Annotated in this window: 29 protein-coding genes; 15 read left to right on the top strand and 14 right to left on the bottom strand. The window is 60.3% G+C overall.

What is annotated here, in order from left to right:
- Positions 1-65: 65 nt before the first annotated feature.
- The gene (locus AACQ43_RS14580; RefSeq protein WP_011707446.1) at positions 66-983 is read right to left on the bottom strand and encodes a LysR substrate-binding domain-containing protein; all 918 of its coding nucleotides are present in this window, start codon (positions 981-983) and stop codon (positions 66-68) included.
- Between the two features lie 91 nt (positions 984-1074).
- Between AACQ43_RS14580 and AACQ43_RS14575 the strand changes: the two genes are divergently transcribed.
- Positions 1075-1932: a DMT family transporter gene (locus AACQ43_RS14575; RefSeq protein ID WP_011707447.1), complete on the top strand. Its 858-nt coding sequence runs from the start codon at positions 1075-1077 to the stop codon at positions 1930-1932.
- Between the two features lie 10 nt (positions 1933-1942).
- Here the strand turns inward: AACQ43_RS14575 and AACQ43_RS14570 are convergent, their stop codons facing one another.
- Positions 1943-2524 carry a uracil-DNA glycosylase family protein gene (locus AACQ43_RS14570; protein WP_168967714.1) on the bottom strand — a complete coding sequence of 194 codons (582 nt, stop codon included), beginning with the start codon at positions 2522-2524 and terminating at the stop codon, positions 1943-1945.
- Between the two features lie 102 nt (positions 2525-2626).
- On the opposite strand from AACQ43_RS14570, the gene rarD reads away from it, so the two are divergent.
- Positions 2627-3535, top strand: coding sequence for an EamA family transporter RarD (gene rarD, locus AACQ43_RS14565; protein ID WP_168967713.1), 909 nt, complete (start codon positions 2627-2629; stop codon positions 3533-3535).
- Here rarD and AACQ43_RS14560 read toward each other — a convergent pair.
- Positions 3517-4251 (bottom strand): substrate-binding periplasmic protein, encoded by a 735-nt coding sequence (locus AACQ43_RS14560; RefSeq protein ID WP_168967712.1) that lies wholly within the window; start codon positions 4249-4251, stop codon positions 3517-3519. The two genes, rarD and AACQ43_RS14560, sit on opposite strands and share 19 nt — an antisense overlap.
- A gap of 44 nt (positions 4252-4295) precedes the next feature.
- Between AACQ43_RS14560 and AACQ43_RS14555 the strand changes: the two genes are divergently transcribed.
- The gene (locus AACQ43_RS14555; protein ID WP_168967711.1) at positions 4296-4697 is read left to right on the top strand and encodes a GIY-YIG nuclease family protein; all 402 of its coding nucleotides are present in this window, start codon (positions 4296-4298) and stop codon (positions 4695-4697) included.
- Between the two features lie 337 nt (positions 4698-5034).
- Here AACQ43_RS14555 and pspG read toward each other — a convergent pair whose 3' ends face one another.
- The 4 genes from pspG to AACQ43_RS14535 form a co-directional block, all read right to left on the bottom strand.
- Entirely contained in the window at positions 5035-5253 is a 219-nt protein-coding gene (gene pspG, locus AACQ43_RS14550; RefSeq protein ID WP_010636066.1) for an envelope stress response protein PspG, read from the bottom strand.
- A 42-nt stretch (positions 5254-5295) separates the two neighbouring features.
- The gene (locus AACQ43_RS14545) at positions 5296-5502 is read right to left on the bottom strand and encodes a PspC domain-containing protein (protein WP_017411260.1); all 207 of its coding nucleotides are present in this window, start codon (positions 5500-5502) and stop codon (positions 5296-5298) included.
- Between the two features lie 2 nt (positions 5503-5504).
- On the bottom strand, positions 5505-6167 hold the full coding sequence (gene pspA, locus AACQ43_RS14540; protein ID WP_024945598.1) for a phage shock protein PspA: 663 nt from the start codon (positions 6165-6167) through the stop codon (positions 5505-5507).
- Between the two features lie 206 nt (positions 6168-6373).
- Complete coding sequence (locus tag AACQ43_RS14535) at positions 6374-7102, bottom strand: 1-acylglycerol-3-phosphate O-acyltransferase (protein ID WP_016352068.1); 729 nt, start codon at positions 7100-7102, stop codon at positions 6374-6376.
- 176 nt (positions 7103-7278) lie between these two features.
- Between AACQ43_RS14535 and AACQ43_RS14530 the strand changes: the two genes are divergently transcribed.
- From AACQ43_RS14530 to atcC, 8 genes are all read left to right on the top strand, one after another.
- Positions 7279-7659 carry a hypothetical protein gene (locus tag AACQ43_RS14530; RefSeq protein WP_044801244.1) on the top strand — a complete coding sequence of 127 codons (381 nt, stop codon included), beginning with the start codon at positions 7279-7281 and terminating at the stop codon, positions 7657-7659.
- Between the two features lie 54 nt (positions 7660-7713).
- Positions 7714-9756, top strand: a complete 2043-nt coding sequence (locus AACQ43_RS14525) for a protein-disulfide reductase DsbD family protein (protein ID WP_168967710.1) — start codon at positions 7714-7716, stop codon at positions 9754-9756.
- A gap of 10 nt (positions 9757-9766) precedes the next feature.
- A complete protein-coding gene (locus AACQ43_RS14520; protein WP_168967709.1) occupies positions 9767-10522 on the top strand; it encodes a DsbA family protein in 756 nt (251 codons plus the stop codon).
- 3 nt (positions 10523-10525) lie between these two features.
- Positions 10526-11053 carry a protein disulfide oxidoreductase gene (locus tag AACQ43_RS14515; protein WP_168967708.1) on the top strand — a complete coding sequence of 176 codons (528 nt, stop codon included), beginning with the start codon at positions 10526-10528 and terminating at the stop codon, positions 11051-11053.
- 278 nt (positions 11054-11331) lie between these two features.
- Positions 11332-11616, top strand: coding sequence for a cold adaptation protein ActJcold adaptation protein ActJ (gene atcJ, locus AACQ43_RS14510; RefSeq protein WP_005305278.1), 285 nt, complete (start codon positions 11332-11334; stop codon positions 11614-11616).
- Between the two features lie 23 nt (positions 11617-11639).
- The gene (gene atcA / locus AACQ43_RS14505; RefSeq protein ID WP_168967707.1) at positions 11640-12182 is read left to right on the top strand and encodes a cold adaptation protein AtcA; all 543 of its coding nucleotides are present in this window, start codon (positions 11640-11642) and stop codon (positions 12180-12182) included.
- 12 nt (positions 12183-12194) lie between these two features.
- Positions 12195-12962 carry a cold adaptation protein AtcB gene (gene atcB / locus AACQ43_RS14500; RefSeq protein WP_005335887.1) on the top strand — a complete coding sequence of 256 codons (768 nt, stop codon included), beginning with the start codon at positions 12195-12197 and terminating at the stop codon, positions 12960-12962.
- Between the two features lie 11 nt (positions 12963-12973).
- Positions 12974-13876 (top strand): cold adaptation protein AtcC, encoded by a 903-nt coding sequence (atcC, locus tag AACQ43_RS14495; RefSeq protein ID WP_029302145.1) that lies wholly within the window; start codon positions 12974-12976, stop codon positions 13874-13876.
- A 243-nt stretch (positions 13877-14119) separates the two neighbouring features.
- On the opposite strand, the gene AACQ43_RS14490 is transcribed toward atcC, so the two are convergent.
- From AACQ43_RS14490 to AACQ43_RS14480, 3 genes are all read right to left on the bottom strand, one after another.
- Positions 14120-14623: a histidine phosphatase family protein gene (locus AACQ43_RS14490; RefSeq protein ID WP_248281006.1), complete on the bottom strand. Its 504-nt coding sequence runs from the start codon at positions 14621-14623 to the stop codon at positions 14120-14122.
- Positions 14624-14686: 63 nt separating this feature from the next.
- Positions 14687-15730, bottom strand: a complete 1044-nt coding sequence (locus AACQ43_RS14485; protein ID WP_168967705.1) for an SDR family oxidoreductase — start codon at positions 15728-15730, stop codon at positions 14687-14689.
- A 3-nt stretch (positions 15731-15733) separates the two neighbouring features.
- Positions 15734-16153, bottom strand: coding sequence for an ester cyclase (locus AACQ43_RS14480; RefSeq protein ID WP_168967704.1), 420 nt, complete (start codon positions 16151-16153; stop codon positions 15734-15736).
- 116 nt (positions 16154-16269) lie between these two features.
- On the opposite strand from AACQ43_RS14480, the gene AACQ43_RS14475 reads away from it, so the two are divergent.
- The 3 genes from AACQ43_RS14475 to AACQ43_RS14465 all read left to right on the top strand — a co-directional run bounded on the left by AACQ43_RS14475 (position 16270) and on the right by AACQ43_RS14465 (position 18248).
- Positions 16270-17175, top strand: coding sequence for a LysR family transcriptional regulator (locus AACQ43_RS14475; protein ID WP_168967703.1), 906 nt, complete (start codon positions 16270-16272; stop codon positions 17173-17175).
- A 387-nt stretch (positions 17176-17562) separates the two neighbouring features.
- A complete protein-coding gene (locus AACQ43_RS14470; protein ID WP_045525551.1) occupies positions 17563-17814 on the top strand; it encodes a hypothetical protein in 252 nt (83 codons plus the stop codon).
- Positions 17815-17873: 59 nt separating this feature from the next.
- Complete coding sequence (locus AACQ43_RS14465) at positions 17874-18248, top strand: hypothetical protein (protein WP_168967702.1); 375 nt, start codon at positions 17874-17876, stop codon at positions 18246-18248.
- Positions 18249-18428: 180 nt separating this feature from the next.
- On the opposite strand, the gene AACQ43_RS14460 is transcribed toward AACQ43_RS14465, so the two are convergent.
- Entirely contained in the window at positions 18429-19670 is a 1242-nt protein-coding gene (locus tag AACQ43_RS14460; protein WP_168967701.1) for an MFS transporter, read from the bottom strand.
- 87 nt (positions 19671-19757) lie between these two features.
- On the opposite strand from AACQ43_RS14460, the gene AACQ43_RS14455 reads away from it, so the two are divergent.
- Positions 19758-20666: a LysR family transcriptional regulator gene (locus tag AACQ43_RS14455; RefSeq protein WP_168967700.1), complete on the top strand. Its 909-nt coding sequence runs from the start codon at positions 19758-19760 to the stop codon at positions 20664-20666.
- A gap of 92 nt (positions 20667-20758) precedes the next feature.
- Here the strand turns inward: AACQ43_RS14455 and AACQ43_RS14450 are convergent, their stop codons facing one another.
- From AACQ43_RS14450 to parE, 3 genes are all read right to left on the bottom strand, one after another.
- Complete coding sequence (locus tag AACQ43_RS14450; protein ID WP_248281005.1) at positions 20759-21775, bottom strand: alpha/beta hydrolase family protein; 1017 nt, start codon at positions 21773-21775, stop codon at positions 20759-20761.
- Between the two features lie 122 nt (positions 21776-21897).
- Positions 21898-24192 carry a DNA topoisomerase IV subunit A gene (parC, locus tag AACQ43_RS14445; protein ID WP_168967698.1) on the bottom strand — a complete coding sequence of 765 codons (2295 nt, stop codon included), beginning with the start codon at positions 24190-24192 and terminating at the stop codon, positions 21898-21900.
- Between the two features lie 83 nt (positions 24193-24275).
- On the bottom strand, positions 24276-26171 hold the full coding sequence (gene parE, locus AACQ43_RS14440) for a DNA topoisomerase IV subunit B (protein WP_005305312.1): 1896 nt from the start codon (positions 26169-26171) through the stop codon (positions 24276-24278).
- Positions 26172-26223 lie beyond the last annotated feature (52 nt).

Below are 26223 nucleotides of genomic sequence, written 5' to 3'. Positions count from 1 at the left end.
TCAGGCCACTCCATATCTCGTCTCTTCGCTGGCTCTCCGCCACCAACTGCTCGTGCCGAGCCTATTCAAACGCGCCTGAGCGGTTCATTCTCACCGGGGCGCAGGCTGGCTTGCGCCTCCTGCCAAAGCCACTGGCGCAGCCGGCTGATGGCGGGCTCATGGACACGCGAACGCTTGCAGACGAAATAGAAGTTGTCCCCGGTCTCGAGTGCATGCAGCGGCAGTCGCACCAGACCGGGATCCTCCGGCTGCAGCATATAGTCGTTGATGAGCGCCACCCCCTGATCCCAATTGGCCGCCTCCAGTGCCAGCAGAATGTGGCTGAAATGGTGCATCCTCGCCTCGGGGGCGATCGTCAGCCCGCCCACGTCGGCCCAGCGCCGCCAATCCTCCCCCTTCTCCTTGTAGATCGCCTGGATGGAGAGCAGCGGCAGTTGCCACAGAGCTGCGGGCCACTCCCCCTCCACCTGCTGCCACAGCCGCCGGCTGCACACCGGCATCAACCGCTCCCGATAGAGCAGATCGTGCATATAGCCAGGCCCCTTGGGGGAGACGGTGATGAAACAGTCCGCCACCCGATCGGAGAGCTCGGGGTCCTCCGCCACCATCTCCAGGCTGAGATCCAGCTCGGGATAGAGCTGACGCAGCCCCGCCAGTCGCGGGATCAGCCACTTCACCGCAAACGAGCTGTAAACCGCGAGCCGGATCCGCATTTCGCCGCCGCCGCGCAGTTGCTCGCTGCTCTGGGCAATCTGGCCGAGCCCGGCGGAGATCCCCTCGAAATAGACCTCCCCCTGCGCCGTCAGCGACAGCAGGCGGCCCTGGCGCAGCAGCAACCGCTCACCCAGAAAATCCTCCAGCAGACGGATCTGGTGGCTGACCGCACTCTGGCTGACGTTGAGCTCAACCGCGGCACGAGAAAAGCTGAGCAGGCGGGCAACCACTTCGAAGTATTGAACGGCACGCAAGGGAGGCAGCTTCATTATCCAAAATTCTCATGCATGGTGATTTTTTATCATTTTACTGGATAACGGAGCGCGGGCTACCCTTCCCTTATCAAACATGGGAGGTGGTATGAATGCAGTGGGGATCGGCATCCTTTATCTGGTGCTGGGCAATATGGTGGCGGTCTTTTCCGACGCGCTGGTCAAGGTGCTGGAGCCGGACCAGCCAGTGTTCCAGTTCGTCTTCTTCCGCCAGCTCTCCGCCGCCATCCTGCTGGCCCCCTGGCTGCTCTGGTCATGGCGTCGCAACCCGCCGGTGGCGCTCAAGTGGCATCTGCTGCGGGCCCATATCTGGGCCGTCGGCGTCTGCCTGATGGTGATCGCCCTCACCCGGCTGCCGCTGGCCACCGCCAACGCCCTCTTCTATGCGGCGCCGCTGATGATGGTGCCGCTGGCGGTGTGGCTGGCGGGGGAAGCGATCTCGCGCCAGAAGGTACTGACCGCCTTCATCGGCTTTGTCGGGGTGCTGATCGTGCTGCGCCCCACCGAGGTGAATTGGGCGGCGCTGGCGGCGCTCGGGGTGGCGCTCTCGATGGCACTCAACAATCTGCTGATCAAGCGGATCCCGCTCCAGCAGCCCATCGCCCAGACCCTGTTCTTTACCAACGTGTTGAGCATGCCTTTCATCATGGCGCTGGCCTGGTGGGAAGGGGGCGACTGGCAGTGGCAGATGTGGTGGCCCGCCTTCGGCTCTTCAGCGCTGATCATGGTCTATGCGGGATTGTGCGTGGTGGCCTATCGCAAGGCGGAGGCGAGCAAAATAGCCTCGGCGGAGTACACCGGCCTGCTGATGGCGGTCGCCATCGGGGTATGGCTGTTCGATGAACAGCCGGGCCTGCCGCTGCTGCTGGGGTGCCTGTGCATCATACTGCCGCTCATCGCCATGGCCCGCAGCAAGCCCAAACCGCAGGTCGAACCGGCGCTCTAGCCAACGAGGGTCACCCCAGCAGTGGGGCGACCCTTTGTTGCAGATGGGGGATCACATCCTGCTCGAACCAGGGGTTCTTTTTGAGCCAGAAGGTGTTGCGCGGTGACGGGTGCGGCAGCGGCAACCAGGCCGGGCCATAGTCCGCCCAGCTGCGTACCGTCTCGGTCAGCGACCCTTTCGCCGCATCCCGCAGATAGTAGGCTTGCGCATACTGGCCGATCAGCAGGGTCAGCTCGATGTTGGGCAGCAGCATCAGCACCTTGTCGTGCCAGGTAGGCGCACATTCGGGGCGCGGCGGCAGATCCCCCGACTTGCCCTTGCCGGGGTAACAGAGCCCCATCGGCATGATGGCGATACGGGATTCATCGTAAAAGGTGGCCTTGTCCACCCCGAGCCACTGGCGCAGGCGATCGCCGGAGGGATCGTTCCAGGGGATGCCGCTGGCATGCACCCGGGTACCGGGCGCCTGGCCGATGATCAGCAGACGGGCGCGCTCGCTGCCACGGATCACCGGTCTGGGCCCGAGCGGCAAGTGTGCCTCGCACAGGCGGCAGGTACGGATCTGTTCAAACAAACTGTCGAGTCGGTTCATGGGCCCGATAGTAGCAGAGTTTTCCGCCGGATCCTGCTTGTGAAAGATTCAGCAGATACTTATCATGCAGCCAAATTTGTTTAATTTAATAAACGGAGCGAGATGAAGAACTGGATGGGCACCGGCAGCGCGGCCCTCTCATTCGTGCTGTGGGGCATGCTGCCCCTCTATTACCAGTTCATGCCCGCGGTCAACATGTGGGAGCTGCTCTCCCACCGGGTACTCTGGTCGGCGGTGCTGCTGGGCGTCCTGTTCCTCCTCATCGGCTACCGGGTGCCCTGGGCGCGGCTGCGCAGCGAACCGCGCCAGCTCGGCCTCATCCTGCTGGCCGGCCCCGTCATGTCCATCAGCTGGTGCATGTTCACCTGGTGCCTCACCACCGGCCAGGTGCTGGCCACCAGCCTCGCCTTCTTCATGACGCCACTGTTCAACATCGTGTTTGCCGTGTTGTTCCTCAAAGAGAGGCTCACCCCGCAGAAACACCTGGCGGTGGCGCTGGCGCTGGCGGGGCTGGCCTACATGCTGTTTTCTTACGGCCAGCTGCCCTGGTTCTCCCTCATCATGGGGGCCAACTTCGCCCTCTACGGTCTGCTCAAGAAGAAGGTCCACTATGACGCCGGCGTCAGCCTCTACCTTGAGGCGCTGGTGCAGTTGCCTGTCGCCCTGCTGATCATCGGCGCTCTGGCGGTGAGCGGCGCCAGCCAGTTCGTGGCCGGTGACTGGACCGAGCGTCTGCTGCTGATGGGCAGTGCCCCCGCCACCCTGCTGCCGGTGGGGCTGTTCTGCTACGGCATGATGCGCACCCGCATGAGCACGGTGGGTCTGCTGCAATACATAGAGCCCAGCCTCGCCTTCCTGCTCGCCATCTTCTGGTTTGGCGAGACGCCGGATCCGGTGAAATCGGTGGGGTTTGCCTTCGTCTGGGCCGGCCTGCTGGTGAGCCTGCTGCCGCTGCACAAGCTCGGGCGCCATCTGCGCCGCAATGCCGGCGCTCAGGGTCTGCCGCGGTAGGACTCCAGGATGGCGTGCCACTTGGGATCCCGGTCCATCTGCTCGGCGATGTCATTCAGCCGGCTGTGCAGTGCGCTGCGGGATTTTGGCAACAGGATGTGGCGGGTATAGCTGGACTGGGCAAAGGGCGAGACGAACAGCTTGCCCTCGAAGGCCGGGTCATGGGTGAAGAAGGTGAGCGCCGAGCCCGGCACCAGGGTCACGTCGATGCGGCCGCGCACCAGCAGGCTGAAGTTGGTCTTGACCTTCTTGGCATCGACCCGCACCAGATCGCCCCTGGCCGCCGCCTCGTCGATGCCCTGATAGCGATACCCCTCGATGCCGCCGAAGGTCATCCCCTTCAGTGAGTCGGGCCCGCGATAGATGACCGGCCTGACGACGCTGGAGATGAGCTCGTTGGTATCGCGCATGATGGGAAAGGTCCAGAGGTAGAGCTCGCGCTGGGGATCCCCCACCCAGGCGGGATTGACCCAGGCCACCAGGCCGTCGAAGCCAGGATCCGACATCTCCAGCGCCAGTCTGGCCCGATTCACCAGCCAAAGTTCCAGCCTGGGTTCTCCGCCAAGCTTTTCATTGAGATACTTGACCAGATCCCGGCTCAGACCGGTCTGCTCCCCGGTCATGAAGGGGGGGTGCTGATGATAGTCGTAGAGACGCAGCGTCTCGCCATGAGCCGATATCGACAGCAAACACCACAACCACCACCACGCTCGCATCGCACCTCCTTGAGCTGCTCTTGAGTGTGGCACAGAGAGATCGAATGAGAAAACCCGCTCCTGGCGCCGAACCGGCGGCCTATCCGCCCGCCAGCCACTGGTTCATTTACATGGTGCGCACCACCAGCGGCCTGCTCTATACCGGGATCAGCACGGACCCCGTACGCCGCCTGCACCAGCATCAGAGCGGCAAGGGGTCCCGCGCCCTGCGTGGCAAGGGGCCGCTGACCCTGGCGTGGCAGCAGGCCGTCGGCGAGAAAGGGGCGGCGCTGCGCCTCGAATACCGGCTCAAGCAGCAGAGCAAGGCTTTCAAGGAGCAGCTGATCACCCAGCCGGAGCGCTGGCTCGCCTGCAGCCAGTCATGGCTGGCCGACACACGCACACAAAAAAGGCCGCGGTACGCAGCGGCCAAGGAAGGATCCGATAACAGGGAGTGTCAACGGTAGGTGTTGATTAACCTGCTTGCGCCGGCTGCTGAAACCAGCACTCCACCAGCAGACGCAAAAAAGGCCGCTGCACGCAGCGACCAAGGAAGGATCCGGTAACAGGGAGTGTCAACGGTAGGTATTGGCCTGCTTGCGCCGGCTGCTGAAACCAGCACGCCACCAGCAGACGCAAAAAAGCCGCGGTACGCTGCGGCCAAGGAAGGATCCGGTAACAGGGAGTGTCAACGGTAGGTTGATTAACCTGCTTGCGCCGGCTGCTGAAACCAGCACTCCACCAGCAGACTCAAAAAAGACTGCTGCACGCAGCGACCAAGGAAGGATCCGGTAACAGGGAGTGTCAACGGTAGGTATTAGCCTGCTTACGCCGGCTGCTGATGAACCAGCACACCACCAGCAGTACCAGCAACCAGGGCGCCAGCTTGATGATGAGGGCAAACATGCCGGCCAGGGCGCCAAACAGCACGAAGACGCCGCTCACCAGCAACATGGCCAGCACGGTGAACCCGGCCAGCGCCATGCCGACCAGTACCAGCATCAAGACGATAAATTCCAGCATGTTTTGCTCCTCACTGGGTTAATGCGGCTGAGTGACCCGGGGTCAATCCAGCCAGCGCTTCAATTCACGACGGGGCGGCATGATCAGCACCGCCAGCAGATAGGCGGCCAGCGCCAGGGGCGGCATCAGGATCAGCGCCATCAGGGCCGCGACCCGCACCGTCACCCTGGAGAGCCCCAGCCCGTTGGCGATGCCGGCACAGACGCCGGTCAGCTTGCGATGGGCAAGATCCTTCGGCCAGGGCGTCATGATTATGCCTCCACCTTTTGACCCTTGAGGCGGGCCAGCTCCCGTTCAATCTCGTCGTTCAGCTCCAGCTCACGGAACTGGGCCTCCAGCGAGGGGTTCTGCCCCAGGGTTGCCGCCTCCAGCTGGGCTTCCAGCTGATCGACCCGGCCCTGAAAGCCGTCAAAACGGGCCATCAACTCATGCATGCGCTGGTTGTCCACCTGGGCACGGGCTCGCAGCCGGCTGTGGGCGGTCTGCTCGCGCAAGGTCAGCAGCTTCTGCTTCTCGCGCGCCTCGGTCAGCTTGGCGGCCAGCCGCTCGCTGTCGGCGGTGAGCTGGGCCAGCACCTCGGCGACCCTCGCCTTGTCCTGTTCCAGCTGTTCGCATTTTTTGACCTCGGCCAGCTTCTCGGTCAGCGCGGCCCGGGCCAGGTCCTCACGCCCCTTCTGGATGGCGAGTTCGGCCTTGGCCGCCCACTCCAGGATCTGGTGCTGCAACGCCTGCTGATGACGTTCCAGCTGCTTCTGTTCGGCAATGACGCGGGCGGCCTGGGTTCTCATCTCGACCTGGACCTGCTCCATCTCTTCGATCATCAGCCGCAGCATCTTCTCCGGCTCTTCGCTCTTGTCGAGCAGGCTGTGCAGGTTGGCATTGATCACGTCGGTCAGGCGGCTAAATACGCTCATGGTCTGGCTCCTTGTTGATGGGATGGCTATCTCTTCCCATAACATTACAAGAGCCGTGCCAAGATTATTTTTCCTTTACTTACATATAGATGGGGTTTTATCAGGTATTTTCAATATCGTCTTAGTGGCGAAAAATACCGATCCAGTGGTGATTTTCACCAATAAAAAAGGGAGCCGGCGGCTCCCTCATGCGATCAGCGCTGTACTCAGGCGGCCCGGGGATGACCGAGCTTGCTGTCCAGCTCGGCCAGCTTGGCCTCCATCCGGGCGCGGCAGTTGTCGGAGAGGTCGCGAATGCCGGCGGCGCCGTGCTCCTTGCTGCATACCGGGGCCATCACTTCCAGCAGCACCTCGCCGTTGTCCCAGCGGTTGAGATCGATCTGGCCGAAGTAGCTGGAGCAGACGATGGGCACCACCGGCACCTCGGCCTGTACCGCGGTGTGGAAGGCCCCCGCCTTGAACGGCAGCAGGCCGCGCCCCTTGGAGCGGGTCCCCTCCGGGAACATCCAGATGGAAGTGCCGCGATTCTTGATGCGCTCCACCACCTGGCCGATGGTGCCGATGGCGCGGGAGCGGTTGGAGCGGTCGATCAGCACGTTGCCGGAGAGCCAGAAGATGAGGCCGAAGAAGGGCAGCCACAGCAGGCTCTTCTTGCCCACCGCCACCACGCCGGGCTGCACCGCGCCGGTCACGGTGAAGATGTCGTAGTTGCTCTGGTGGTTGCAGACGTAGACCGCCGGCCCCACCGATTTGACCTCGTCGGCCACCGTCACCCGGACCTTGAGGCCGATCAGCGGGCAGACCGCATGGTACATGCGGGCGAAAACATAGACGTTGTTGGGATGGCGCGGACGCACCAGGCAAAGCAGCAGACCGAACAGGAACCAGAAGATGAGCAGCAGACCAAGCAGCAGCACACGGGCAAGTTTGAGCATCGAACACCTCGGATTTTGACTCGGCGCAGTATACTGGTCCCCCTTTTAGCGAACAAGCGTTCGCCAAACAGAACCGACCACCCCTGCTGCCCGCCCCTCTGCCTTAAAACGGACGGCGGCTTGCCCCACCCGGCGTTGGCCGTTAGGATGTGGCCATCTTGATGAACGGGGCGAGCATGATTCACCAACAACGCGTGGCGAAACGACTCCTGCTGCTGGTCTGCCTGCTGGTGCTCAATTGCGCTGCCCAGCCGCTGGCCCGGCTGGCCCTGCTCGATCACGCTCTCAGCTGTCAGGCCCTGCCCTCCTTCGTCACGGCCGACGACCAGGCCGACAAGGGCACGCCCGCCAGCCCGCAGCCCAACAGCTGCCAGCTCAACGGCAAGTGGCTGAGCGCCACCACCCTGCTCTGCCTCGAGCAGCTGTTCTTTGCGGTGGCCCTGCTCATCGCCCTGCTGGCCCCGCTCTGGCGCTACACGCCGCCACTGCCGCCGCCACGGGCCGTGTCGCCCCCCGAACGACGACTTCACCTCACCCTCTGTGTCTGGCGGGAATGAGTTCAGCCGCGCTTTTTCAGCCTGCTGTCATTCATTTTTTGCGAGACAACATTTATGTCAACTCTCTTCAAGGCGAGCCTGCTGCTGGGCTGCCTGCTGTGGCAATCCAGCGGATTGGCCAGCGATACGGGCTGGCTCACCAGCCCCCAGAACGATCACGCCAAGGTCCGGCTGCAAGCCGACCGCAGCGCCCCTGACCACACCCGCATCCTGCTCGAGGTGGCCCTCGAATCCGGCTGGAAAACCTACTGGCGCAGCCCGGGTGAAGGGGGCATAGCGCCCCAGATCCTGTGGGATCAGCCGGTCGGCGACTTCCAGTGGCACTGGCCCACGCCGCGCCCCTTCGAGGTGGCCGGGCTCAGCACCCAGGGTTATCAGCAACAGGTGAGCTTCCCCCTGAGCCTCGACTACCCGGCCGGGCAGCCGCTCAAGGGCACGTTGCGCCTCTCCACCTGCAGCAACGTCTGCATCCTGACCGACTACCCCTTCACCCTGGCGGTGGATGGGCAGGCGCCGGCCGGTTTCGACTTCGCCTGGGCCCAGACCATGAGCACCCTGCCGCAGACGCTGCCCGCCGACACCCGGGTCGAGCTCGGCTACCAGCACAACCAGCTGCAGCTGCGCGCCGTGCGGGCAGAGGGGTGGCAGGAGCCTGCGCTCTTCATCGATGCGCTGGAGGGGGCCGAGTTCGGCAAGCCCGCGCTCGAGGTCAGCGGCAACACCCTGATTGCCCGGGTCCCGGTCAGCGATGGCTGGCAGGGGGATGCCCCTGACTTGCGTGGTCAATCCCTCAGCCTGCTGCTCGGCAGCGGCGATGAAGCCTGGCAGACCCGCGCCACCATCGCCGGGCCTCTCGCTCTGCCGGCCCCAGGCCAGCCTCTCATCTGGCTGCTGGGGGCGGCGCTGCTCGGCGGCCTCATCCTCAACCTGATGCCCTGCGTGCTGCCGGTGCTGGCCCTGAAACTGGGCACAGTGCTGCAGCAGCAGGAGAGCGAACAGCGACAGGTGCGCAAGCAGTTCCTCGCCGCCAGTGCCGGGATCATTGCCTCCTTCTGGGTGCTGGCGGCCATGAGCAGCCTGCTGCGCGCGACTCAGGGCGCCGTCGGCTGGGGGATCCAGTTCCAGAGCGCCGGTTTCATCGGCTTCATGGTGGCGGTGACCCTGCTGTTTTGCGCCAACCTGCTGGGGCTGTTCGAAATCCATCTGCCCAGCAATCTCAGTACTCGCCTCGCCACCAGCGGCGGCAAGGGTCTCGGTGGCCACTTCCTGCAAGGGAGTTTCGCCACCCTGCTGGCCACCCCCTGCTCGGCCCCCTTCCTCGGCACCGCGGTGGCCTTTGCGCTGGCGGCGCCGCTCGGCCAGCTCTGGCTCATCTTCACGGCGCTCGGCCTTGGCATGAGCCTGCCCTGGCTGCTGGTGGCGGCCCTGCCGCGCCTCGCCCTCTGGCTGCCCAAACCGGGCCGCTGGATGGGGCGACTGCGCATCCTGCTCGGGTTAATGATGCTTGGCTCCAGCCTCTGGCTGGCGAGCCTGCTTGGCAACCATCTGGGCAGCACGGCCACCGGCTGGCTGATGGCCGCCATGCTGCTGGCGCTGCTGATTGGCATCATCTGGCGTTATGGCATGCGCGGTTTCACGCTGGCCCTCTCCCTCTCGGCACTCATCGGCGGCGCCCTGCTGCTGGGGGGCGCCCTCACGGCGCAGGGGCCGGGCAGCGTCGATCGCATTGCCTGGCAGCAGCTCTCCGAACAGGCCATCGTCGATGCGCTGGCCCAGCGCAAGCGGGTCTTCGTCGACGTCACCGCCGACTGGTGCGTCACCTGCAAGGCCAACAAGTACAACGTGCTGCTGCGTGACGAGGTGCAGAGCGCCCTGTCGGCCCCGGACGTGGTGGCCCTGCGTGGCGACTGGAGCCGGCCGAGCGATGCCATCTCCGCCTTCCTGCGCCAGCGCGGTGCGGCCGCCGTCCCCTTCAACCAGATCTACGGGCCCGGCCTGCCAGAGGGAGAGGTCCTCTCGCCCCTGCTGGACAAGGCCGACTTGCTCGACGTGTTGCATCAGGCCGGCCTCGTCCAGGCCGATGCCCCCCATTTTTAAGGAGAATCCCATGACTCTGCGTACCCTGAAACTGCGTACCCTGACCCTCTGCACCGCCCTGGTCGCCGGCACCCTCTGCGCCCCCTTGCTGCAGGCGGCGCCCTTCACCCCGGAGCAGGAGGCACGCATCAAGGAGCTCATTCGCGAGACCCTGGTCGCCAACCCCAAGATCCTCGACGAGGCGGCCGAATCCTGGGAGAAGCAGAACGCCGCCGCCCAGGAGGCCCAGCTCGGCGACTTCATCAAGGGCAATCAAGATGTGTTGTTCAACAGCACCACCAGCCCGCGCCTCGGCGCCAAGCACCCCAAGCTGACCCTGGTGCTGTTCACCGACTACAACTGCCCCTACTGCAAGCAGTTCGATCCCCAGCTGACCAAGCTGCTCAAGGCCTATCCCGACGATCTGGGGCTGGTGATCAAGCTGTTGCCGTTCAAGGGGCAGAGCTCCGCCAAGGCGGCCCAATACAGCCTGACCCTGTGGCAGCAGGAGCCGGCCCGCTTCCTCGCCCTGCACGACAAGCTGATGAGCAAGCAAGGGATGCTGACCGAGGCGGACATCAACAAAGCGCTGGCGGCCACCGGCAACACGGCCCTCAAGCCCGATGCCAAGGCCACCGAGGAGCTGCGCAATAGCCTGCGCATCGGCACCCTCCTGGGCGTGCAGGGCACCCCGGCGACGCTCATCGGCAACCAGCTGGTGCCGGGTGCCCTCCCCTATGACGAGCTGGAGCCGCTGGTGAAGGCCGAGCTGGCCAAGCGGAGCTAAGCCATGGCGGAAAATGCAGTCGTAAAACCACCCCGCTGGCGCCGCTGGGGCAAGGAGGCGCTCTGGCTGCTGCTGATGGCGCTGGTCATCTCCACCCTGCTGGATCTGTGGCGTAGCCCCACCCTGCCGGCAGGGGCCATGGAGGCCCCCTTCACCCTGCAGGATGGCACCACCACCAGCCTGGCCGAGCAGAGCCGCGGCAAGCCGCTGCTGGTCTACTACTGGGCCAGCTGGTGTGGCGTCTGCCGCTTCACCACCCCCACGGTGGAGCAGCTCTGGCAGCAAGGTGAAAACGTGCTGACGGTGGCGCTGCGCTCCGGCAGCGATGACCAGTTGCGCACCGGGATGGCGAAGAAGGGGCTAGCCTTTCCCACCCACAATGATGAGCGGGGGGAGCTGGCCGCTCGCTGGCAGGTGGGGGTCACCCCCACCTTCCTCATCATCAAGGATGGGAAGCTGGTGAGCAGCACCACCGGCTGGAGCTCATGGCTCGGGCTCAAGGCCCGCCTGCTGTGGGCCAGCCTGCGCTGACCCCTGACCTCGACGCCCGGCCAGTCCGGGCGTTTTTTCAACCCCTGTCACACATGGGTCGCCATGGAACTGACAAAATAGTCACAAACGGCCCCAAACCTCCCCTGACGAGGCCCGCACGACGCCACCAGCACGCCCATCTGTTCGCTTCCGATCCATGGCGATGGCGGCCTGTTTGCGTTAAAATGTCGGGTTTTTGCCGAGCCTGGTTTGCCAAGAGTCCCGCCGCCAGGCCAGCGCAGGGTCAATTCCACGATGCCAGTGAGGCAGGATCCGTCATGAACAACTACTTCCGGGTGTTGGGCGTCAAGTCCAACGCCAGTGAAAACGACATCAAAAAAGCCTATCGACGGCTGTCGAACCAGTACCACCCCGACAAGCTGCACGGGGCGAGCGAAGAAGAGAAAGAGCAGGCAGCCCTCAAGCTGCACCAGGTAAAGCAGGCTTATGAAGTGCTGTCCGATCCGAAACAGCGGGCCGCCTTTATCAAGGATTTCAACAACGTCATCGTGACCGATCCCGCTGCTGCCATGCAGGAGATGTGGGACCAGTTCTACCCCTGAGCCACCAGGCAAGAAGAGCGACTATGCAAAATAAATGGGACCAGGCACGGCTCAAGGCCCTGCAAAGCGATGCCAGTGAAAACATCGAATCCTACCGGGATCAGGACGACCCCAAGGGGCTCGAGCAGTTCACCGACCAGATGAAGGCCCTGCTGCTGGCCGACATGAGCATGCTGGAGTTCATGCCCGAATACCTGCCGCTCGCCCTCTATGGCCGGGTGCAGTTCCCGGCCAAGGCCAAACAGCAGTGGAACAAGTGGCTCGCCAGTGGCGAGCAGCCGAGCTGGGACGAGTTCAAGGTGAGCGTCGGCTTCAACAACGCGGTCCTGCCGCTGGTCAAGGCGGTGCGGGCCCAGAGCGAAGATCAGCTGATGGAAGCCTGCGCCGTGCTGTTCCTGCTCGACAACCCGCTGCCGCGCGGCAGCCACCGCGGCGATGACGACGTTGATCTGCGCGACGAAGAAGAGGAAGACGGGGAAGATGCCGACGCCGACTACCATGGCGGCAGCAACCGCTATGGTGATGACGACGGCGATCAGGATATGTACGACGAAGTCCGTTTCTAATTGGGGCAAGGCATGAGCAACAGTCTGATAGAAATTACCGCCATCGAGATCAAAGAGCTGGCCGTCATCGAGCCGAAGCAGGCCAGCGAGAAGTTCGAGCTGATCGCCAAGACCATGTCTGACGACCAGCTGGCAGAAGTGATTGAAAACATTGATATCGTTACCCTGACCCAGATTAACGGCCAGCACGATATCTCCTTCCCCTCCATCATCTCCGAGCTGATGACCCCGGAGCGGATTCGCGACATCGTCTGCCAGCAGCCGCTCTATTGGGAAGAGGCGATCAAGAACAACGCCGACGAGCTGCAACAGCATACCTTCGACTTCCTCAACTACCTGATCCGCACCCAGGATAGCGAAGCCAAGCAGCGGGAGATCCTCGAGTGCGTGGCCGAAGATCCAGCCGGTCTCTTCTACCTCGCCATCCCCTTTATCGAGTTCTATCGCGGTGATCGCTATGAAGAGGACGAAGGCTATCGCGACGTGCTGCACGCCGAAGAGGAAGATCTTGAAGAGTCCCTGCGCTACAGCGAGCGCCAGCAGAGCGAGGATGTCCACGACTACGCACTGGACGACCCGAGAAGCCTGTTGATGCTCATTCGCGAGCTGGCCCCCGAGGTGGAGAAAGCCATCAAGGCGCTGCTACGCAACGAGCACTCGACCTGGGACGGCATCATCAACAAGTTTGCCGCCGAGCTGGTGATGCAGGCCAAAGAGAAGAACAAGGTCGAGGAAGACGAGTACGGCGACGTCGACGACATGTTCAGCTTTCTGGATTAAGGAGCCCATTCATGCAGTTAGTCATTCGCGATGCCAACCAGGGCCCCTATCTCACCCAGGTGCTGCGCTTTGGCCGCGACAATGAACGTCTGACCGAGCAACAGCTGGCCGCCATCAAGGGCAAGGCGGTGCTGATGAGCCTCAAATTCGCCGACAAGTACTACAACAAGTACAAGATGCACCTGCTGGAGCAGGCCGCCCACGACGTCATCGGCGTGGTGAGCCTCGGTCTGCAGGAGCTCTCGGCGCGTGATCCGGCCAAGGCACTGGCGCTGCTGCAGGCGCCGGAAGGCCCCATCAAGCCGTTCCAGAAGGGCTGGTCGATGCTCATCACCGTCAGCCCCAAGCAGGCTGGCAACAGCCTCTACGGTGACGTGGATGCGCGGCTATTGGACAAGATCTCGAGCCCGCCCGATGTGGAGGAGTGGCAAGGGTGGCAGGAGTACGAGAAGGCGCTGACCGAGCACAACAAGAGCCACCTGATGGCGCTCATCGACCAGCACTTCTTCGCCTGCGAGAGCGACCACCCCACCATGGAGGACAAGCTGGCCGAAGCGCTGCTCTACCGCATCCTCTGCGGCAAGGGCAGTGGCGCCTCCCCGCTCAAGGTGAAGCAGGATCTCAAGCGCAAACTTGCGCGAGAGATTGAGCTCGACGAGCGCTGGTACGACACCGACTACCTCGCCGCCCAGCTCGCCCTGATGCTGAGCGCGCTGCCTGCCGACATGGCCGCCGCCCTGCGCCAGGAGCTGAGCCCGGGCTTTGTGCCCAACCTGCTCCACACCCTCGGCTTTGTGCGCCAGTACCAATTGCTGCAAAAAGAGAACGCCTCGCCGGAGAAGCTCGACAACATGGAGATGCGCGCCGGTCTCAAGCACCCGCTGCTCGGCTGGCCGCTCTACCACGACTTCTAGAGCGTGTTTTCGCAGCCCTCTCAGTCGCATAACAACGCCCGGCCCGCCGGGCGAGTAGCCGCCGCCGAACAAGCACTGCCAATAGAACACGCCCCTATATAAGCACCAACGTACAACCAACCCAATTGTAAGGCGTCGAGCGCTCCTCTCGGAACGCTCGCAGGTCATTGCAACCATACCCGTATCGGCCCAGTCAATTTCGAAGGGGGTCGCCGATCTCTGTATAACAGAAGCGCTCACCTCTTAAATACTGTCATTTTGATACACAGTCGCACTCCAATATTGGCTGCCGTTACCTGTTTGGCGAGTCCATCCATCTGCCTCCAGTTGTCTGGCGATCATTCGATTCATAAAGCCATGACCGAGCAGCAGCACCGATCCTTCGCTGGCAAGGGATTGAAGTCGTTGAGCTGCCGTGCTGGCGCGCATCTTCGCAGTGCCGACAGATTCGACTCTGTGTGAGTAACCCCACAACCATAAAATTCGCAGGATAAACGCCCAGGCAAACGGCGATAGCCGTGGCAGTATCCAGTGGCCATAAGGCAGTTGCGCTTCACAAAATAGCCCGTCGATGAGGGCGGGCTTCAGGCCGAGAGCCTGGACTGAGGTCAGCGCGCGAGGCAAGTTGCTCGAGACTATCACCTTGGCGGTGGCGGCGAGTTGCCTGCTGGCATCCGGGACGGGGTACTTGGTAATGTCGGAACTGTCGTACTGCTCGATCCAATCTTTCATCTCGAGCGCTGACATTTTGTCGGTTCCGGCCAGCTTTGGCTGGCCGTGACGCATCAGGATTATTTTCTGCTCACTGTCTCACTGTCCGTTTACGCCCTTGTCCTGATGTGTTCCAAACCAACCGTGATCACGGTACCACACCACTGTGTCGGTGATGGTTTGCTCCAACGCCCGGAAACGCAGATCAAGCTCTCGCTCACTTTTGCCGTGATTGAAACAGGTGCGGTCCTTTTCTCGTATCAACAGGCGCAACGTAGCCATGCTCAGCAGAATGGGCTTGCCAGTAATACGCGCGTAGACCTCCTGCACCGCCGCCAAGGCGTATAAAAAGGGCAGCGGCAGTTGTCGAACGGGTGTCTTGACGCCAGCGATGCGCCCAAGAACAGGTATCAGCTCACGCATTGTCATATGCCGGCCCGCAGCGAGATAGCGCTCACCCCGGCGCCCATACCTGGCTGCAGCGATCAGCGCCAATGCCACATCGCGAGCATCGACAACGGAGAAGCTACCGGGGATAAGTCCGGGCAATTTGCCGCGTACGACATCGTTGACCAACTGTCCCGAGGAGGTCGGGCCAATGTCGGCAGGACCCCACATCCAGCCAGGCAGGACCATGCAGGCATGCATCTCGGGATGGGCTTCCAGGAACGACAGGACGACACGGTCGGCGAGGATCTTGCTGCGGTAATAGTCATCCGCGTCAGCGTCGGCCCGCAGACAGCTTTCATCAATTGACGTGCCGGGTGCGCCGTCGAGCACGGCAATGGAAGACGTATGGATAAACCGTCTTATGCCAGCGCTGTAGGCCTGGCCAAGCAGGTTCCGTGTACCTGACACATTAATCTTGTCGAGCTCCTCCCAGTGACTGCCGCCCTTGTAGCTGTCGCGAAAGTACGCTGCAGTGTGGAACACCGTATCACAGCCTTGTAGCGACGCAGCGAACGCATCGACATCAGCCATGTCACCCACCACCAGTTCCACACCCGGCAAATCCTTGAACTGTTGTTCACCTTTGGCTCTTGAACGAACCAGGGCTTTGACTGCGTGACCACGAGCGACCAATTCACGCACCAGGTTGTTGCCCAGCAAGCCGGTCGCGCCAGTGACAAATGTGTTATGCATGCATCACCCCTCAATCTGGTCGGCTAACGGCATCAATACCACACTGTCGAAGAAAACTTCTTCACGTATGACCAAGCCGCCTCTGAAGGTCAGGTGTGCGGCGTAATACAAGGTAATGTGGCGCCCATGAGGTGGAATCACCCGGTCCGACAGCACTAATGGTGCAGTGAAGGTGCCGGTCAGGAAGACGATCAGTGCCAAACGATCGTCAGTGACAACAAATGGGCTCAAGATCACTTGGGCATCAGGGAATGCTTCGAGTAGCGCCAGCTCTCGCTTCTGCATGGCCTCACGACCTGTTTGTATCCCTATGCCATCGAAGTAGATAACGTCTTCGGAAACCAGTGCAAGCATCGCCTCCAGGTCTCGGCGATTAAAGGCGCTGGCGGCGCATGCCGCATAGCCATTGGAACCAGTTGTCATACAGTCCATTCCATTCTTTTCGAGGGAGTGTAGATATACCGTTGACGCCGCTATCTAAAAACAGCGACTACTGCATAATGGCTTTGCAAATTTGCAGATCAGGCAAGATATGGAGCATGGCTTTGCAAGCAAACTGGGACGATCTTCGCCTGTTGTTGGCAGTCTCGCGACGTGGCAGCTTTCTTCAGGCTGGCCAATTGCTGGGGATCGCAGCCTCTACTGTGGCGCGACGGCTGACTCAGCTTGAAGGCGCACTGGGCGAGCCACTCGTCGAGCGGGGAGTTGAAGGATGCAGATTGACCCCGCGAGGCCAATCCCTCGTGGACGTAGCCCTGGCTGCAGAAGCAGGCTTGAGACGTCAAACCGTGACGGGCATGTCCGAACCGCACACCGAGCTATCTGGCAATATCGTGGTCAGTGCAGGAGAGGGGTTCTCGTCTTGCGTGCTGGAGGCCGCGAGTCGCTTCACCACTCTGCATCCGCGATGCTCGGTGGAGTTGCTGGTCACAGCCGATTTTCACAAGATCGTCCGCGGCGCCGCAGACATTGCTGTACGCACGACTCATCTGGGCGAACCTTCGCTTATTTATCGCTTCATAGACAGGCTCGCTTATGGTGTCTTCGCCGATGCAGCTTATCTGAAGCGGTTTCCGGGGCTGACTCCAGCCACTGCGGTCAATATTGGCCTGCTTCCTCCGCTGGACATGTTGCCTCAAATGCGTGCGGCAAAGGCCGCAGGTCTGGATCACACGCCGATCAGCGTGAACTCGTTCGCTGTTCAACTCGAATCGGTGAGGCGAGGTATGGGCGTGGCGGTGCTGCCCCGTATTCTGGCGAAGGGTCTGATCGGATTGTTCCCGGAACTCCAGCTTCCAGATATGGAGGTCTATCTGGTGACCCGGCCGCAGGTATTGAAACAGGCTCACATCAAATGTTTTTTTGTCATCCTGGAGAAGGTTCTTATTGAAGCCCTGTCCATAAGCAGTGTCGAAGATCACCTCTTGGGAGACGCGCCGAAATGAGTGCGTCATATACAGGACCTTCAGATTCAACCAATTGAAATAGATATAAAAACACTTCGTTTGTGATCTCGTTTATCGCCAAACAAAATCAACACGCGCGAAGCCTATGACCATTATCAATGCTAATGACTAACTTCTGGGTCCCGCCGTACTCGAGCACATTGCTCGGCTGGCCCCTCTACTACGACTTCTAGGGCGCGTGTTCGCCGCCATCCTGTCGCACCACAACGCCCGGCCCGCCGGGTGTTGTGGTGTCTGGCCGGCGGACATCCTGGCCGGACTACCTCGTTAGCCTAATTGGCCCCATTTTTGGCAGGGATATAATGACTCCCCCATACCAGAGCCGGGGAACGAGCCGTGAACAGAAAGCCGGACCGCATTACCGCGATGCAGCAGATCATCGACGCCGTGAAGGCGGAATTTCCGCTCTATCAACCGGATACCTTCAAATGCGGGCCGGACAACACCTGCATCGGCTGCCCCAAGAAGCTCATGGAGCTGGTGGATACGGATCTCTGCTACTGGCAATATCAGATCGATCGCGGCATCCCACCCTCCTTCGACGAGATCAACCGCTTCGGCAAGATGTGCAAAAACATCCGCCGAGCCCTGGTGCGCAATGGCCGCATCCCCGCCTGAGCGCCCCATCGCAGCCACGGGAGAAGCGCCCGCCGGCAACCCCCAAAGAGGAACAGTTTATGACCCAGGAAAGGATACAGACCCGCTACACCCTGAATGGCCCCCTTGCCGGCCACGCCGAGCTGGAGCAGGCCATCGCCCGGGCGATAGAGGCCAACAAACAGGACTTCTTCCCCCTGCTGGAACGGCTGGTGGATGTGGGTGACAGTCGGGTCAAGCTCAGTCAGAAAGACCCGCTGCGGGTACTGGGGGTGGAACTCGACGGGGCTAACACCGGCGGCAGTGCCCGCCTCGGTTACGAATCCAACTTCGCCGAGAGTTGCCGGCTTATCGATGAATATGACCAGCACCAGACCAGCGTGGCCTTTCGCCTCGACGGGGATCAGCTGATATTCGATCTTGAGCTGCCCATACAGTGGAATTTCGACAACTGATTTGCGGCGGTGCCATTCCCCTGTTGATGGCACCCAGCAGTTACGTTCCTTCACGCTGCCCCTCTCCAAACGAGAGAGGGGCACCAAACATATTGCAGCAACCGGCTTTCACGCTCATCTGATCACGCTTCGCCAATCAAACCTGCTGCCCTGCCACTTCGTTATAAATAAAACATGTCGCTAAGCTGTCACCACACATAACCGTTTAAGCAACCGATAAAGAAAGATGGGTTGCACCAGCGTCAGCGCTATCACCAGCCAGGCCAGGGTAACCATATTGCCCAGATGACCATCGACATCCGTCAACAGCATCGAAGAGACGATAGCGGCCGAACCGCTGAATATATGCTGGAACACATTCTGCAATGACATAAACCCTGCTCGTTCCCCAGGCTCTGCGACCTGGCTATTAACAGCAGCAGCCGTGATCGTCCGTGTCGATGTCACCACCATGAACAAGGTAAAAATGATCATGGTCGGCAACAAGGGGGAACCCAAGAAACCATCCCAGACAATGGCGATAATCAATCCTCCTGCCCACAACGTGATGCGCATTGCACCAACACGGTCCATCAAATAGCCACCCAACTGCATCGCGATCACGCTGAGAACACCGCCCATGACATAGTACTGACTCATATCGCTGCGAGGCACACCGAGATTGAACTGAAAATAGGCTGCCATGTTCGGAACAATAAGGAAGGTACTGAAAATAGCCAATCCGATTGCCATAAATGCATGCCACACCACAGCGCGATTCAACATACCCGTGATTGAAAAAACCTTCTGGTGTTGCCCCAAGTGGGAAGTCATATTTGGCAGCCGCATAAATACCATCACGCTGACGCACAAACCCAATCCACCGACGACATAAAAAGGTGCGCTCCACCCTTTCAACATGGCCAGCTCCAATCCCAGGGGCACACCGGCAATGGCTGACAACGAGAAAGCCCCCATCACTATCGCCATCGCTCGACCACGTTGTGGTACTGGCGTGGCATCCACGACGATCGCCATTGCTATCGACGTTGCCGGACCGGCAAATATACCGGCCAAAAAACGGGTAAAGAACAGGCTTTCCATATTCCACGCCAAGGTGCAGGCCCAGGTGGATAGTGTGACGCCCAGCAATGAGAGCAATGCCACCTTTTTTCTATCAAATCGATCAATATATCTGGCACATAATAAAGATGATAAGGCGGCGGCCAGTGCATATCCGCCCCCCAAATAACCTATATAGGTTGGACTGATATCCAGCGCACGAGATAAATCAGGCCCAAGCGGCATGATCATCATAAAGTCCAGTGCACTCACCAATTGGATAAAGGCTGCCAGCCAGACGCATCCCATACCTATCACTGTACCGTTAGAATAAGGTTTATTACCTGACTTTTTTTCTGATGTCATAGTGTTCATGCTCAATATTTGGAGACAGACAGCATACCCACTACCATCATCTATTTTTATCCTTTAGAATGGCACAGACTGTTATCATATCAGGGACAATAGATGCGCACCGGTCTGGACTTTACTTCATCAAGGATATTCATTGCCGTGGTTGAACAAGGCAGTTTTGTCGGCGCATCCAAAACCCTTGAAATACCGACCTCAAACATCAGCAGGAGTATTGCTCAGCTGGAGGAGAGACTGTCACTCCAGCTTATTGAACGCAGTACTCGGCATATGAAACTCACTCAGGCTGGCCAGCTGCTCTATACCCGAGTAAAACCCTTGCTGGAATCACTGGAGCAAACCGAGGCTGAATTGACATCACAGCAGATTCAGCTGAAAGGACCACTGCGCCTGTGCATTCCCAATGAAGCCGGCCCCAGACTGCTTGGTACTGCGATAGCGGACTTTGCCTGCCAGCATCCCGAAATAAAGATCAGCTGTATTACCAACCTGTCAGGATTTGAGACATTAAGGGAAGATCTGGACATAGCCGTCATCATTCACAGAGGAAAGCTGGATGACAGCGATTATATCGCCAGCCATCTGACCACCATTCCCTGTACCGTGGTTGGCTCTCCTGCTCTTATTCAGCGGTGCGGGCTTCCTAGCCACACGACACAGCTGCAAGACCTTCCCTGTATCACCACGGTAAGCGCCCTGAAGGGAATGCCTTGGCAGTTCACCCTGCCCAGCACTGGATTCTCCACCGTTCAGGTCAATGAACATTACCGGGTCAATAGTGGTGAGCTGGCACTAAAAGCTGCGCTCGCCGGGGTCGGGTTTGCCATTCTTGCCAAGGTGTCTTGCCAGGAGTTTATTGATGATGGCAGCTTGGTTGAGATTGAACTTGAATTACCCGCAGCCCCATTGCAGTTGTTTGCTGTTTATGCAAATCGCCAATATCTACCGGCTAAAACGCGCGTATTTATTGACTTTATACGGCGAAATATCATGAATTATCAGTAACTAATACCGGTAAAGCCTCAGTTGGTCACATCGGCTTTGCAAGATAACAAAACCCGGTGGCCATCGTTCTCGAACGCTGATGACTCTCGCCATCAGACCCGCGGCTCTTTCACTTTAAGCCACGCTCTGCTGAGAAATTCAGATATTTTACTGTTAATTACCGCATGTATATTCTCTCTATTTATACCTGGTGCATCATTACAAATAGCTGGTGCCATTTCATTTAATTCAGCAGAGCATGGAGAGAGAAAAACAAAATGACCGGCATTGTGTATTACCTGAAATTCTTTTTCTGCCGCCAACGTGGTGGCCAGAACTCTGGCATTTTCTTCCCAAGCAAGCTCTTCATCCTTATCACCAGTAAAAATAAGGGTAGGTGCAATTACTCTTCTGAGTGAGCTGGGAGAGAATGGCATACTCACCGGAGCCATGAAAACCCATGCCTTTATCCTAGAATCGGGGTGCACAAATAGACCAGGATGATCATTTATTATTACCCCTTTATTTGAACATATGGCATTCATGTCATATTTACGACAATAATTTTCATAGCGTCCTGCATCAATATCCCCTCCTCTCAAAAACAATCCTGTTGCTCCACCGGCAGAGAAACCAACAAACGCTATTTTATCTTTATCAATATATTTGGCTATTTCAACATCATTGATCGCAGTAGTAATGGCTGCAGATATTTGTAATGGACGACCATACCAGGAACTAATGGCCCCCGCCCCAGTCTGATCCTTGTAGTTATCACCAGGATGCGTGAGGGTAATAACAATATTTCCCTGCCGAGCCAGAGTCGTGGCAAGGTCATGATGACTCCATAAACTACCGGCGTTGCCATGTGAGATCACTATGACTGGATAGCGTCCTGGCACTATATTCAGCGCCTTTTGTGCCGCTATTTGATAAGGGCCAATCGTACTTGGTGTCTTTTCTGCGGCCACACCGGGATAAAAATATACGGCATCCATAGGCTTTCTACCTACAGGATCAGTCACTATGAGACGCTTAAACCCTGTATATTCAGCAGATACGACGAAGGATGGCAAGGCACTGCACGTACATATTGCACAGAGTAAAAAATAACGAAAAAAAAGCCTCATCAGATATCCTTTCTGATCCAATCGACATTGGGACGACACGCTACCACTATCCCCATGAGGAGTCATTTTTCACAAAAAAATGGGAGCGAATAATTCGCTCCCATCTTGTATAGATCTTTTGACTACCCTTCCTGATTTTCCCCGGCTACCGGCTCGGCGCCGGCGGCGGATTCAATCTCGATGCGATCGACGCGCTGCAAGCCGCGGGGCAGTTTGGCACCGCGGCGGCCGCGCTCACCGCGGTAGTAGTCGAGATCGGAAGGTTTCAGGGTCAGCTTACGCTTGCCGGCAAACAGGGTCACCGACTGGCCCTGGGGGATGACGGCAGCCATCACCACAAACTCCTCCCGCGCCTTGACCCGCGCAGAGGGGATGCTGATGAGCTTGTTGCCCTTGCCCTTGCCGAGCACCGGCAGGGTATTGAGCGGGAACAGCAGCATGCGCCCCTCGTTGGAGATGGCCATGCAGAGATCGGTGTCCGGTGCGCCTATCTTCTGGGGCGCCATCACCAGGCCACCTTCCGGCACGGTCAGCAGCGCCTTGCCGTTCTTGTTCTTACCGATCAGGTCGTCGTACTTGCAGACGAAGCCGTAACCGGCATCCGAACAGATCAGGTACGGCTCGCCTTCGTTGCCCATCACCAGATGGCGTACCTCTTCGCCAGCCCCCAGCGCGAAGCGACCGGTGAGCGGCTCGCCCTGACTGCGGGCGGAGGGCAGGGTGTGGGCCTCCAGCGAGTAAGTTCTCCCCAGGGTGGAGAGGAACACCGCCTGCTGGTTGCTGCGGCCATGGGCGTGGGCGAGATAGTTGTCCCCCGCCTTGTAGGAGAGGCCCTCCACATCCACGTCGTGGCCCTTGGCGGCGCGCACCCAGCCCTTGTCAGAGAGGATCACGGTCACCGGCTCGCTCGGGGTGAGCTCCTTCTCGGTCAGCGCCACGGCGGTGGCGCGCTCCACCAGCGGGGTGCGGCGATCGTCGCCGTACTTCTCGGCGTCCGCCAGGATCTCTTTCTTCAGCAATGTGCTGAGACGGCGCTCGGAACCCAGGATCAGTTCCAGCTTGTCGCGCTCTTCGGCCAGTTCATTCTGCTCGGCGCGCAGCTTGAACTCTTCGAGCTTGGCCAGGTGGCGCAGTTTGAGCTCGAGGATTGCCTCGGCCTGGGTCTCGCTGATGTTGAAGCGCTCCATCATCACCCGGCCCGGCTCCTCCTCGGTGCGGATGATCTCGATCACCTCGTCGATGTTGAGGTAGGCGATCAACAAGCCTTCGAGGATGTGCAGGCGAGCCAGCACCTTGTCGAGGCGATACTGCAGGCGACGGCGCACCGTCTCGCGGCGGAAGCTCAGCCACTCGGTGAGAATGGTCTTGAGGTCTTTCACCTGGGGCCGGTTGTCCAGACCCAGGATGTTGAGGTTGACCCGGTAGTTCTTCTCCAGATCCGTGGTGGCGAACAGGTGGGCCATCAGCCCCTCCACGTCCACCCGGTTGGAGCGCGGCACTATGACCAGACGGGTCGGGTTTTCGTGGTCCGACTCATCGCGCAGATCGGTCACCATCGGCAGCTTCTTGGCCACCATCTGGGCGGCAATCTGCTCCATGATCTTGGCGCCCGAGGCCTGATGGGGCAGCGCCGTGATGACGATGTCGCCATCCTCCTCGCTCCACACCGCCCGCTGCTTGATGGAGCCCTTGCCGGTCTCGTAAATCTTGCGGATGTCGTCGCGGGGCGTGATGATCTCGGCGTTGGTCGGGTAGTCCGGCCCCTGCACATGGGCCATCAGGGCATCCAGACCGGTATTGGGGTTATCCAGCAGTTCCACGCAAGCGTGGGCCACTTCCCGCGCGTTGTGGGGCGGGATATCGGTCGCCATCCCCACCGCGATACCGGTCACCCCGTTGAGCAGGATGTGCGGCAGGCGGGCGGGCAGCACCACGGGCTCCTTCATGGTGCCGTCGAAGTTCGGCGTCCACTCCACCGTACCCTGGCCCAGCTCGGAGAGCAGCAGCTCGGAGAAGCGCGACAGCCGCGCCTCGGTATAACGCATGGCGGCGAAGGATTTGGGATCGTCCGGCGCCCCCCAGTTACCCTGACCGTCCACCAGCGGGTAGCGGTAGGAGAAGGGCTGGGCCATCAGCACCATGGCTTCATAACAGGCGCTGTCGCCGTGGGGGTGGTACTTACCTAGCACATCACCCACGGTACGGGCGGACTTCTTGTGCTTGGAAAGGGCCGACAGACCCAGCTCGCTCATGGCGTAGATGATGCGCCGCTGCACGGGCTTGAGGCCGTCGCCGATATGCGGCAGGGCCCGATCCATGATGACGTACATGGAGTAGTTCAAGTAAGCCTGCTCGGTAAAGGTGCGCATTGGCTGGCGCTCTACCCCGTCCAGACTGAGCTCGATAGCATCACTCATGTGATTATCTCTTTCGGTTTGGGAGCCGCCACAGGGCGACTCCGGCTAAATGCTTGCCGGCCCCGACAGGGCCGGCCGACGGCTTAGATGATGGCGAGGTTGCCCTTCTCTTCCAGCCACTCGCGACGATCACTCGCCCGCTTCTTGGCCAGCAGCATGTCCATCAGCTGCAGGGTCTCGTCCCCCTCGGCCTCTGGCCCCATGGTGAGCTGTACCAGACGGCGGGTGTTGGGATCCATGGTGGTTTCCCGCAGCTGTTTCGGATTCATCTCACCCAAGCCCTTGAATCGGGTCACCATTACCTTGCCCTTCTTCTTTTCGGCTTCGACCCGCTGCAGCACGCCGTTCTTCTCGTCCTCGTCGAGGGCGTAGTAGACCTCTTTACCGATATCGATCCGGTAGAGGGGCGGCATGGCCACATAGACGTGGCCCTGATTGACCAGAGCGCGGAAGTGCTTCACGAACAGGGCGCAGAGCAGGGTGGCGATGTGCAGACCGTCCGAATCCGCATCCGCCAAGATGCACACCTTGCCGTAGCGCAGGCCGGAGAGATCGTCCGAGTCCGGGTCGAGCCCGATGGCCACCGAGATGTCGTGCACTTCTTGCGAGGCGAGCACCTGACCGGCCTCCACCTCCCAGGTGTTCAGGATCTTGCCGCGCAGCGGCATGATGGCCTGAAACTCGCGATCCCGCGCCTGCTTGGCACTGCCACCCGCGGAGTCACCCTCCACCAGGAACAGCTCCCCCTGCATGGGGTCGGCGCAGCCGCAATCGGTGAGCTTGCCGGGCAGCGCCGGGCCCTGGGTTATCTTCTTGCGCACCACCGTCTTGGCGGCGCGCATCCGGCGCTGGGCGCTGGAGATGCAGAGCTCGGCCAGCTGTTCGGCCAGCTCGGTGTTGCTGTTCAGATAGAGGCTGAAGGCATCCTTCACCACGCCGGAGACGAAGGCAGAACTCTGACGGGAGGAGAGGCGCTCCTTGGTCTGACCGGCAAACTGCGGATCCTGCATCTTGATGGAGAGGATGTAGGCGCAACGATCCCAGATATCTTCCGGAGTCAGCTTGACCCCGCGCGGCAGCAGGTTGCGGAACTCGCAGAACTCGCGCATGGCGTCGAGCAGGCCCTGGCGCAGACCGTTGACGTGGGTACCGCCCTGGGCGGTGGGGATCAGGTTCACATAGGATTCGGCGAGGCATTCACCCCCTTCCGGCAGCCAGCACAGGGCCCAGTCCACCGCCGACTGCTCGGTGCTGAAGGCGCCGACGAAGGGCTGCTCCGGCAGGCAGGTGAACTGCTTGACCGCATCGACCAGGTAATCCTTGAGGCCGTCTTCATAGCACCACTCCAGCTTGATGCCGGTGTTCTTGTCGAGGAACTTGATGGTGAGGCCCGGGCAGAGCACCGCCTTGGCCTTGAGCAGGTGCTCCAGCTTGGAGACCGAGAAACGGGGCGAATCGAAGTAGTGGGCTTCCGGCCAGAAGCGTACCCGGGTGCCGGTGTTGCGGCGCCCGCAGGTGCCGGTGATGGTCAGCTCCTGCACCTTCTCGCCCTTCTCGAAGGCGATGTCATAGACCTGGCCATCGCGGCGCACCGTCACCTCGACCCGCTCAGAGAGGGCGTTCACCACCGAGATACCCACCCCGTGCAGACCACCGGAGAACTGGTAGTTCTTGTTGGAGAACTTGCCGCCCGCGTGCAGCTTGCAGAGGATCAGCTCCACCCCGCACACCCCTTCCTCCGGGTGGATGTCGACCGGCATGCCGCGACCGTCGTCGATCACCTCGAGGGACTGATCCTCATACAGGGTCACCTCCAGGGTACGGGCGTGACCCGCCAGCGCCTCGTCGACGCTGTTGTCGATGACCTCCTGGCCGAGGTGATTGGGCCGGGTGGTGTCGGTATACATGCCGGGGCGGCGACGCACCGGTTCAAGGCCATTGAGGACCTCAATGGCATCCGCATTGTATTGAGTAGACATGGAGGGCCTTGCGAATTGACGTTTGGGGAGAATCTTACTCGTTGGGAGGGTA

The sequence above is a fragment of the Aeromonas sp. DNRA1 genome (assembly GCF_963888745.1).
Classification (GTDB): Bacteria; Pseudomonadota; Gammaproteobacteria; order Enterobacterales; family Aeromonadaceae; genus Aeromonas; species Aeromonas hydrophila.
The sequence above is the reverse complement of the archived record's forward strand: the minus strand, read 5'-3'. Positions and strand labels throughout refer to the sequence as shown.

Excerpts from the sequence above, each read along its gene's own strand:
- AACQ43_RS14580 (WP_011707446.1), bottom strand. The coding sequence starts at position 983 with ATGAAGCTGCCTCCCTTGCGTGCCGTTCAATACTTCGAAGTGGTTGCC.
- AACQ43_RS14575 (WP_011707447.1), top strand. The coding sequence starts at position 1,075 with ATGAATGCAGTGGGGATCGGCATCCTTTATCTGGTGCTGGGCAATATG.
- AACQ43_RS14570 (WP_168967714.1), bottom strand. The coding sequence starts at position 2,524 with ATGAACCGACTCGACAGTTTGTTTGAACAGATCCGTACCTGCCGCCTG.
- rarD (WP_168967713.1), top strand. The coding sequence starts at position 2,627 with ATGAAGAACTGGATGGGCACCGGCAGCGCGGCCCTCTCATTCGTGCTG.
- AACQ43_RS14560 (WP_168967712.1), bottom strand. The coding sequence starts at position 4,251 with ATGCGAGCGTGGTGGTGGTTGTGGTGTTTGCTGTCGATATCGGCTCAT.
- AACQ43_RS14555 (WP_168967711.1), top strand. The coding sequence starts at position 4,296 with ATGAGAAAACCCGCTCCTGGCGCCGAACCGGCGGCCTATCCGCCCGCC.
- pspG (WP_010636066.1), bottom strand. The coding sequence starts at position 5,253 with ATGCTGGAATTTATCGTCTTGATGCTGGTACTGGTCGGCATGGCGCTG.
- AACQ43_RS14545 (WP_017411260.1), bottom strand. The coding sequence starts at position 5,502 with ATGACGCCCTGGCCGAAGGATCTTGCCCATCGCAAGCTGACCGGCGTC.
- pspA (WP_024945598.1), bottom strand. The coding sequence starts at position 6,167 with ATGAGCGTATTTAGCCGCCTGACCGACGTGATCAATGCCAACCTGCAC.
- AACQ43_RS14535 (WP_016352068.1), bottom strand. The coding sequence starts at position 7,102 with ATGCTCAAACTTGCCCGTGTGCTGCTGCTTGGTCTGCTGCTCATCTTC.
- AACQ43_RS14530 (WP_044801244.1), top strand. The coding sequence starts at position 7,279 with ATGATTCACCAACAACGCGTGGCGAAACGACTCCTGCTGCTGGTCTGC.
- AACQ43_RS14525 (WP_168967710.1), top strand. The coding sequence starts at position 7,714 with ATGTCAACTCTCTTCAAGGCGAGCCTGCTGCTGGGCTGCCTGCTGTGG.
- AACQ43_RS14520 (WP_168967709.1), top strand. The coding sequence starts at position 9,767 with ATGACTCTGCGTACCCTGAAACTGCGTACCCTGACCCTCTGCACCGCC.
- AACQ43_RS14515 (WP_168967708.1), top strand. The coding sequence starts at position 10,526 with ATGGCGGAAAATGCAGTCGTAAAACCACCCCGCTGGCGCCGCTGGGGC.
- atcJ (WP_005305278.1), top strand. The coding sequence starts at position 11,332 with ATGAACAACTACTTCCGGGTGTTGGGCGTCAAGTCCAACGCCAGTGAA.
- atcA (WP_168967707.1), top strand. The coding sequence starts at position 11,640 with ATGCAAAATAAATGGGACCAGGCACGGCTCAAGGCCCTGCAAAGCGAT.
- atcB (WP_005335887.1), top strand. The coding sequence starts at position 12,195 with ATGAGCAACAGTCTGATAGAAATTACCGCCATCGAGATCAAAGAGCTG.
- atcC (WP_029302145.1), top strand. The coding sequence starts at position 12,974 with ATGCAGTTAGTCATTCGCGATGCCAACCAGGGCCCCTATCTCACCCAG.
- AACQ43_RS14490 (WP_248281006.1), bottom strand. The coding sequence starts at position 14,623 with ATGTCAGCGCTCGAGATGAAAGATTGGATCGAGCAGTACGACAGTTCC.
- AACQ43_RS14485 (WP_168967705.1), bottom strand. The coding sequence starts at position 15,730 with ATGCATAACACATTTGTCACTGGCGCGACCGGCTTGCTGGGCAACAAC.
- AACQ43_RS14480 (WP_168967704.1), bottom strand. The coding sequence starts at position 16,153 with ATGACAACTGGTTCCAATGGCTATGCGGCATGCGCCGCCAGCGCCTTT.
- AACQ43_RS14475 (WP_168967703.1), top strand. The coding sequence starts at position 16,270 with ATGGCTTTGCAAGCAAACTGGGACGATCTTCGCCTGTTGTTGGCAGTC.
- AACQ43_RS14470 (WP_045525551.1), top strand. The coding sequence starts at position 17,563 with ATGCAGCAGATCATCGACGCCGTGAAGGCGGAATTTCCGCTCTATCAA.
- AACQ43_RS14465 (WP_168967702.1), top strand. The coding sequence starts at position 17,874 with ATGACCCAGGAAAGGATACAGACCCGCTACACCCTGAATGGCCCCCTT.
- AACQ43_RS14455 (WP_168967700.1), top strand. The coding sequence starts at position 19,758 with ATGCGCACCGGTCTGGACTTTACTTCATCAAGGATATTCATTGCCGTG.
- AACQ43_RS14450 (WP_248281005.1), bottom strand. The coding sequence starts at position 21,775 with ATGAGGCTTTTTTTTCGTTATTTTTTACTCTGTGCAATATGTACGTGC.
- parC (WP_168967698.1), bottom strand. The coding sequence starts at position 24,192 with ATGAGTGATGCTATCGAGCTCAGTCTGGACGGGGTAGAGCGCCAGCCA.
- parE (WP_005305312.1), bottom strand. The coding sequence starts at position 26,171 with ATGTCTACTCAATACAATGCGGATGCCATTGAGGTCCTCAATGGCCTT.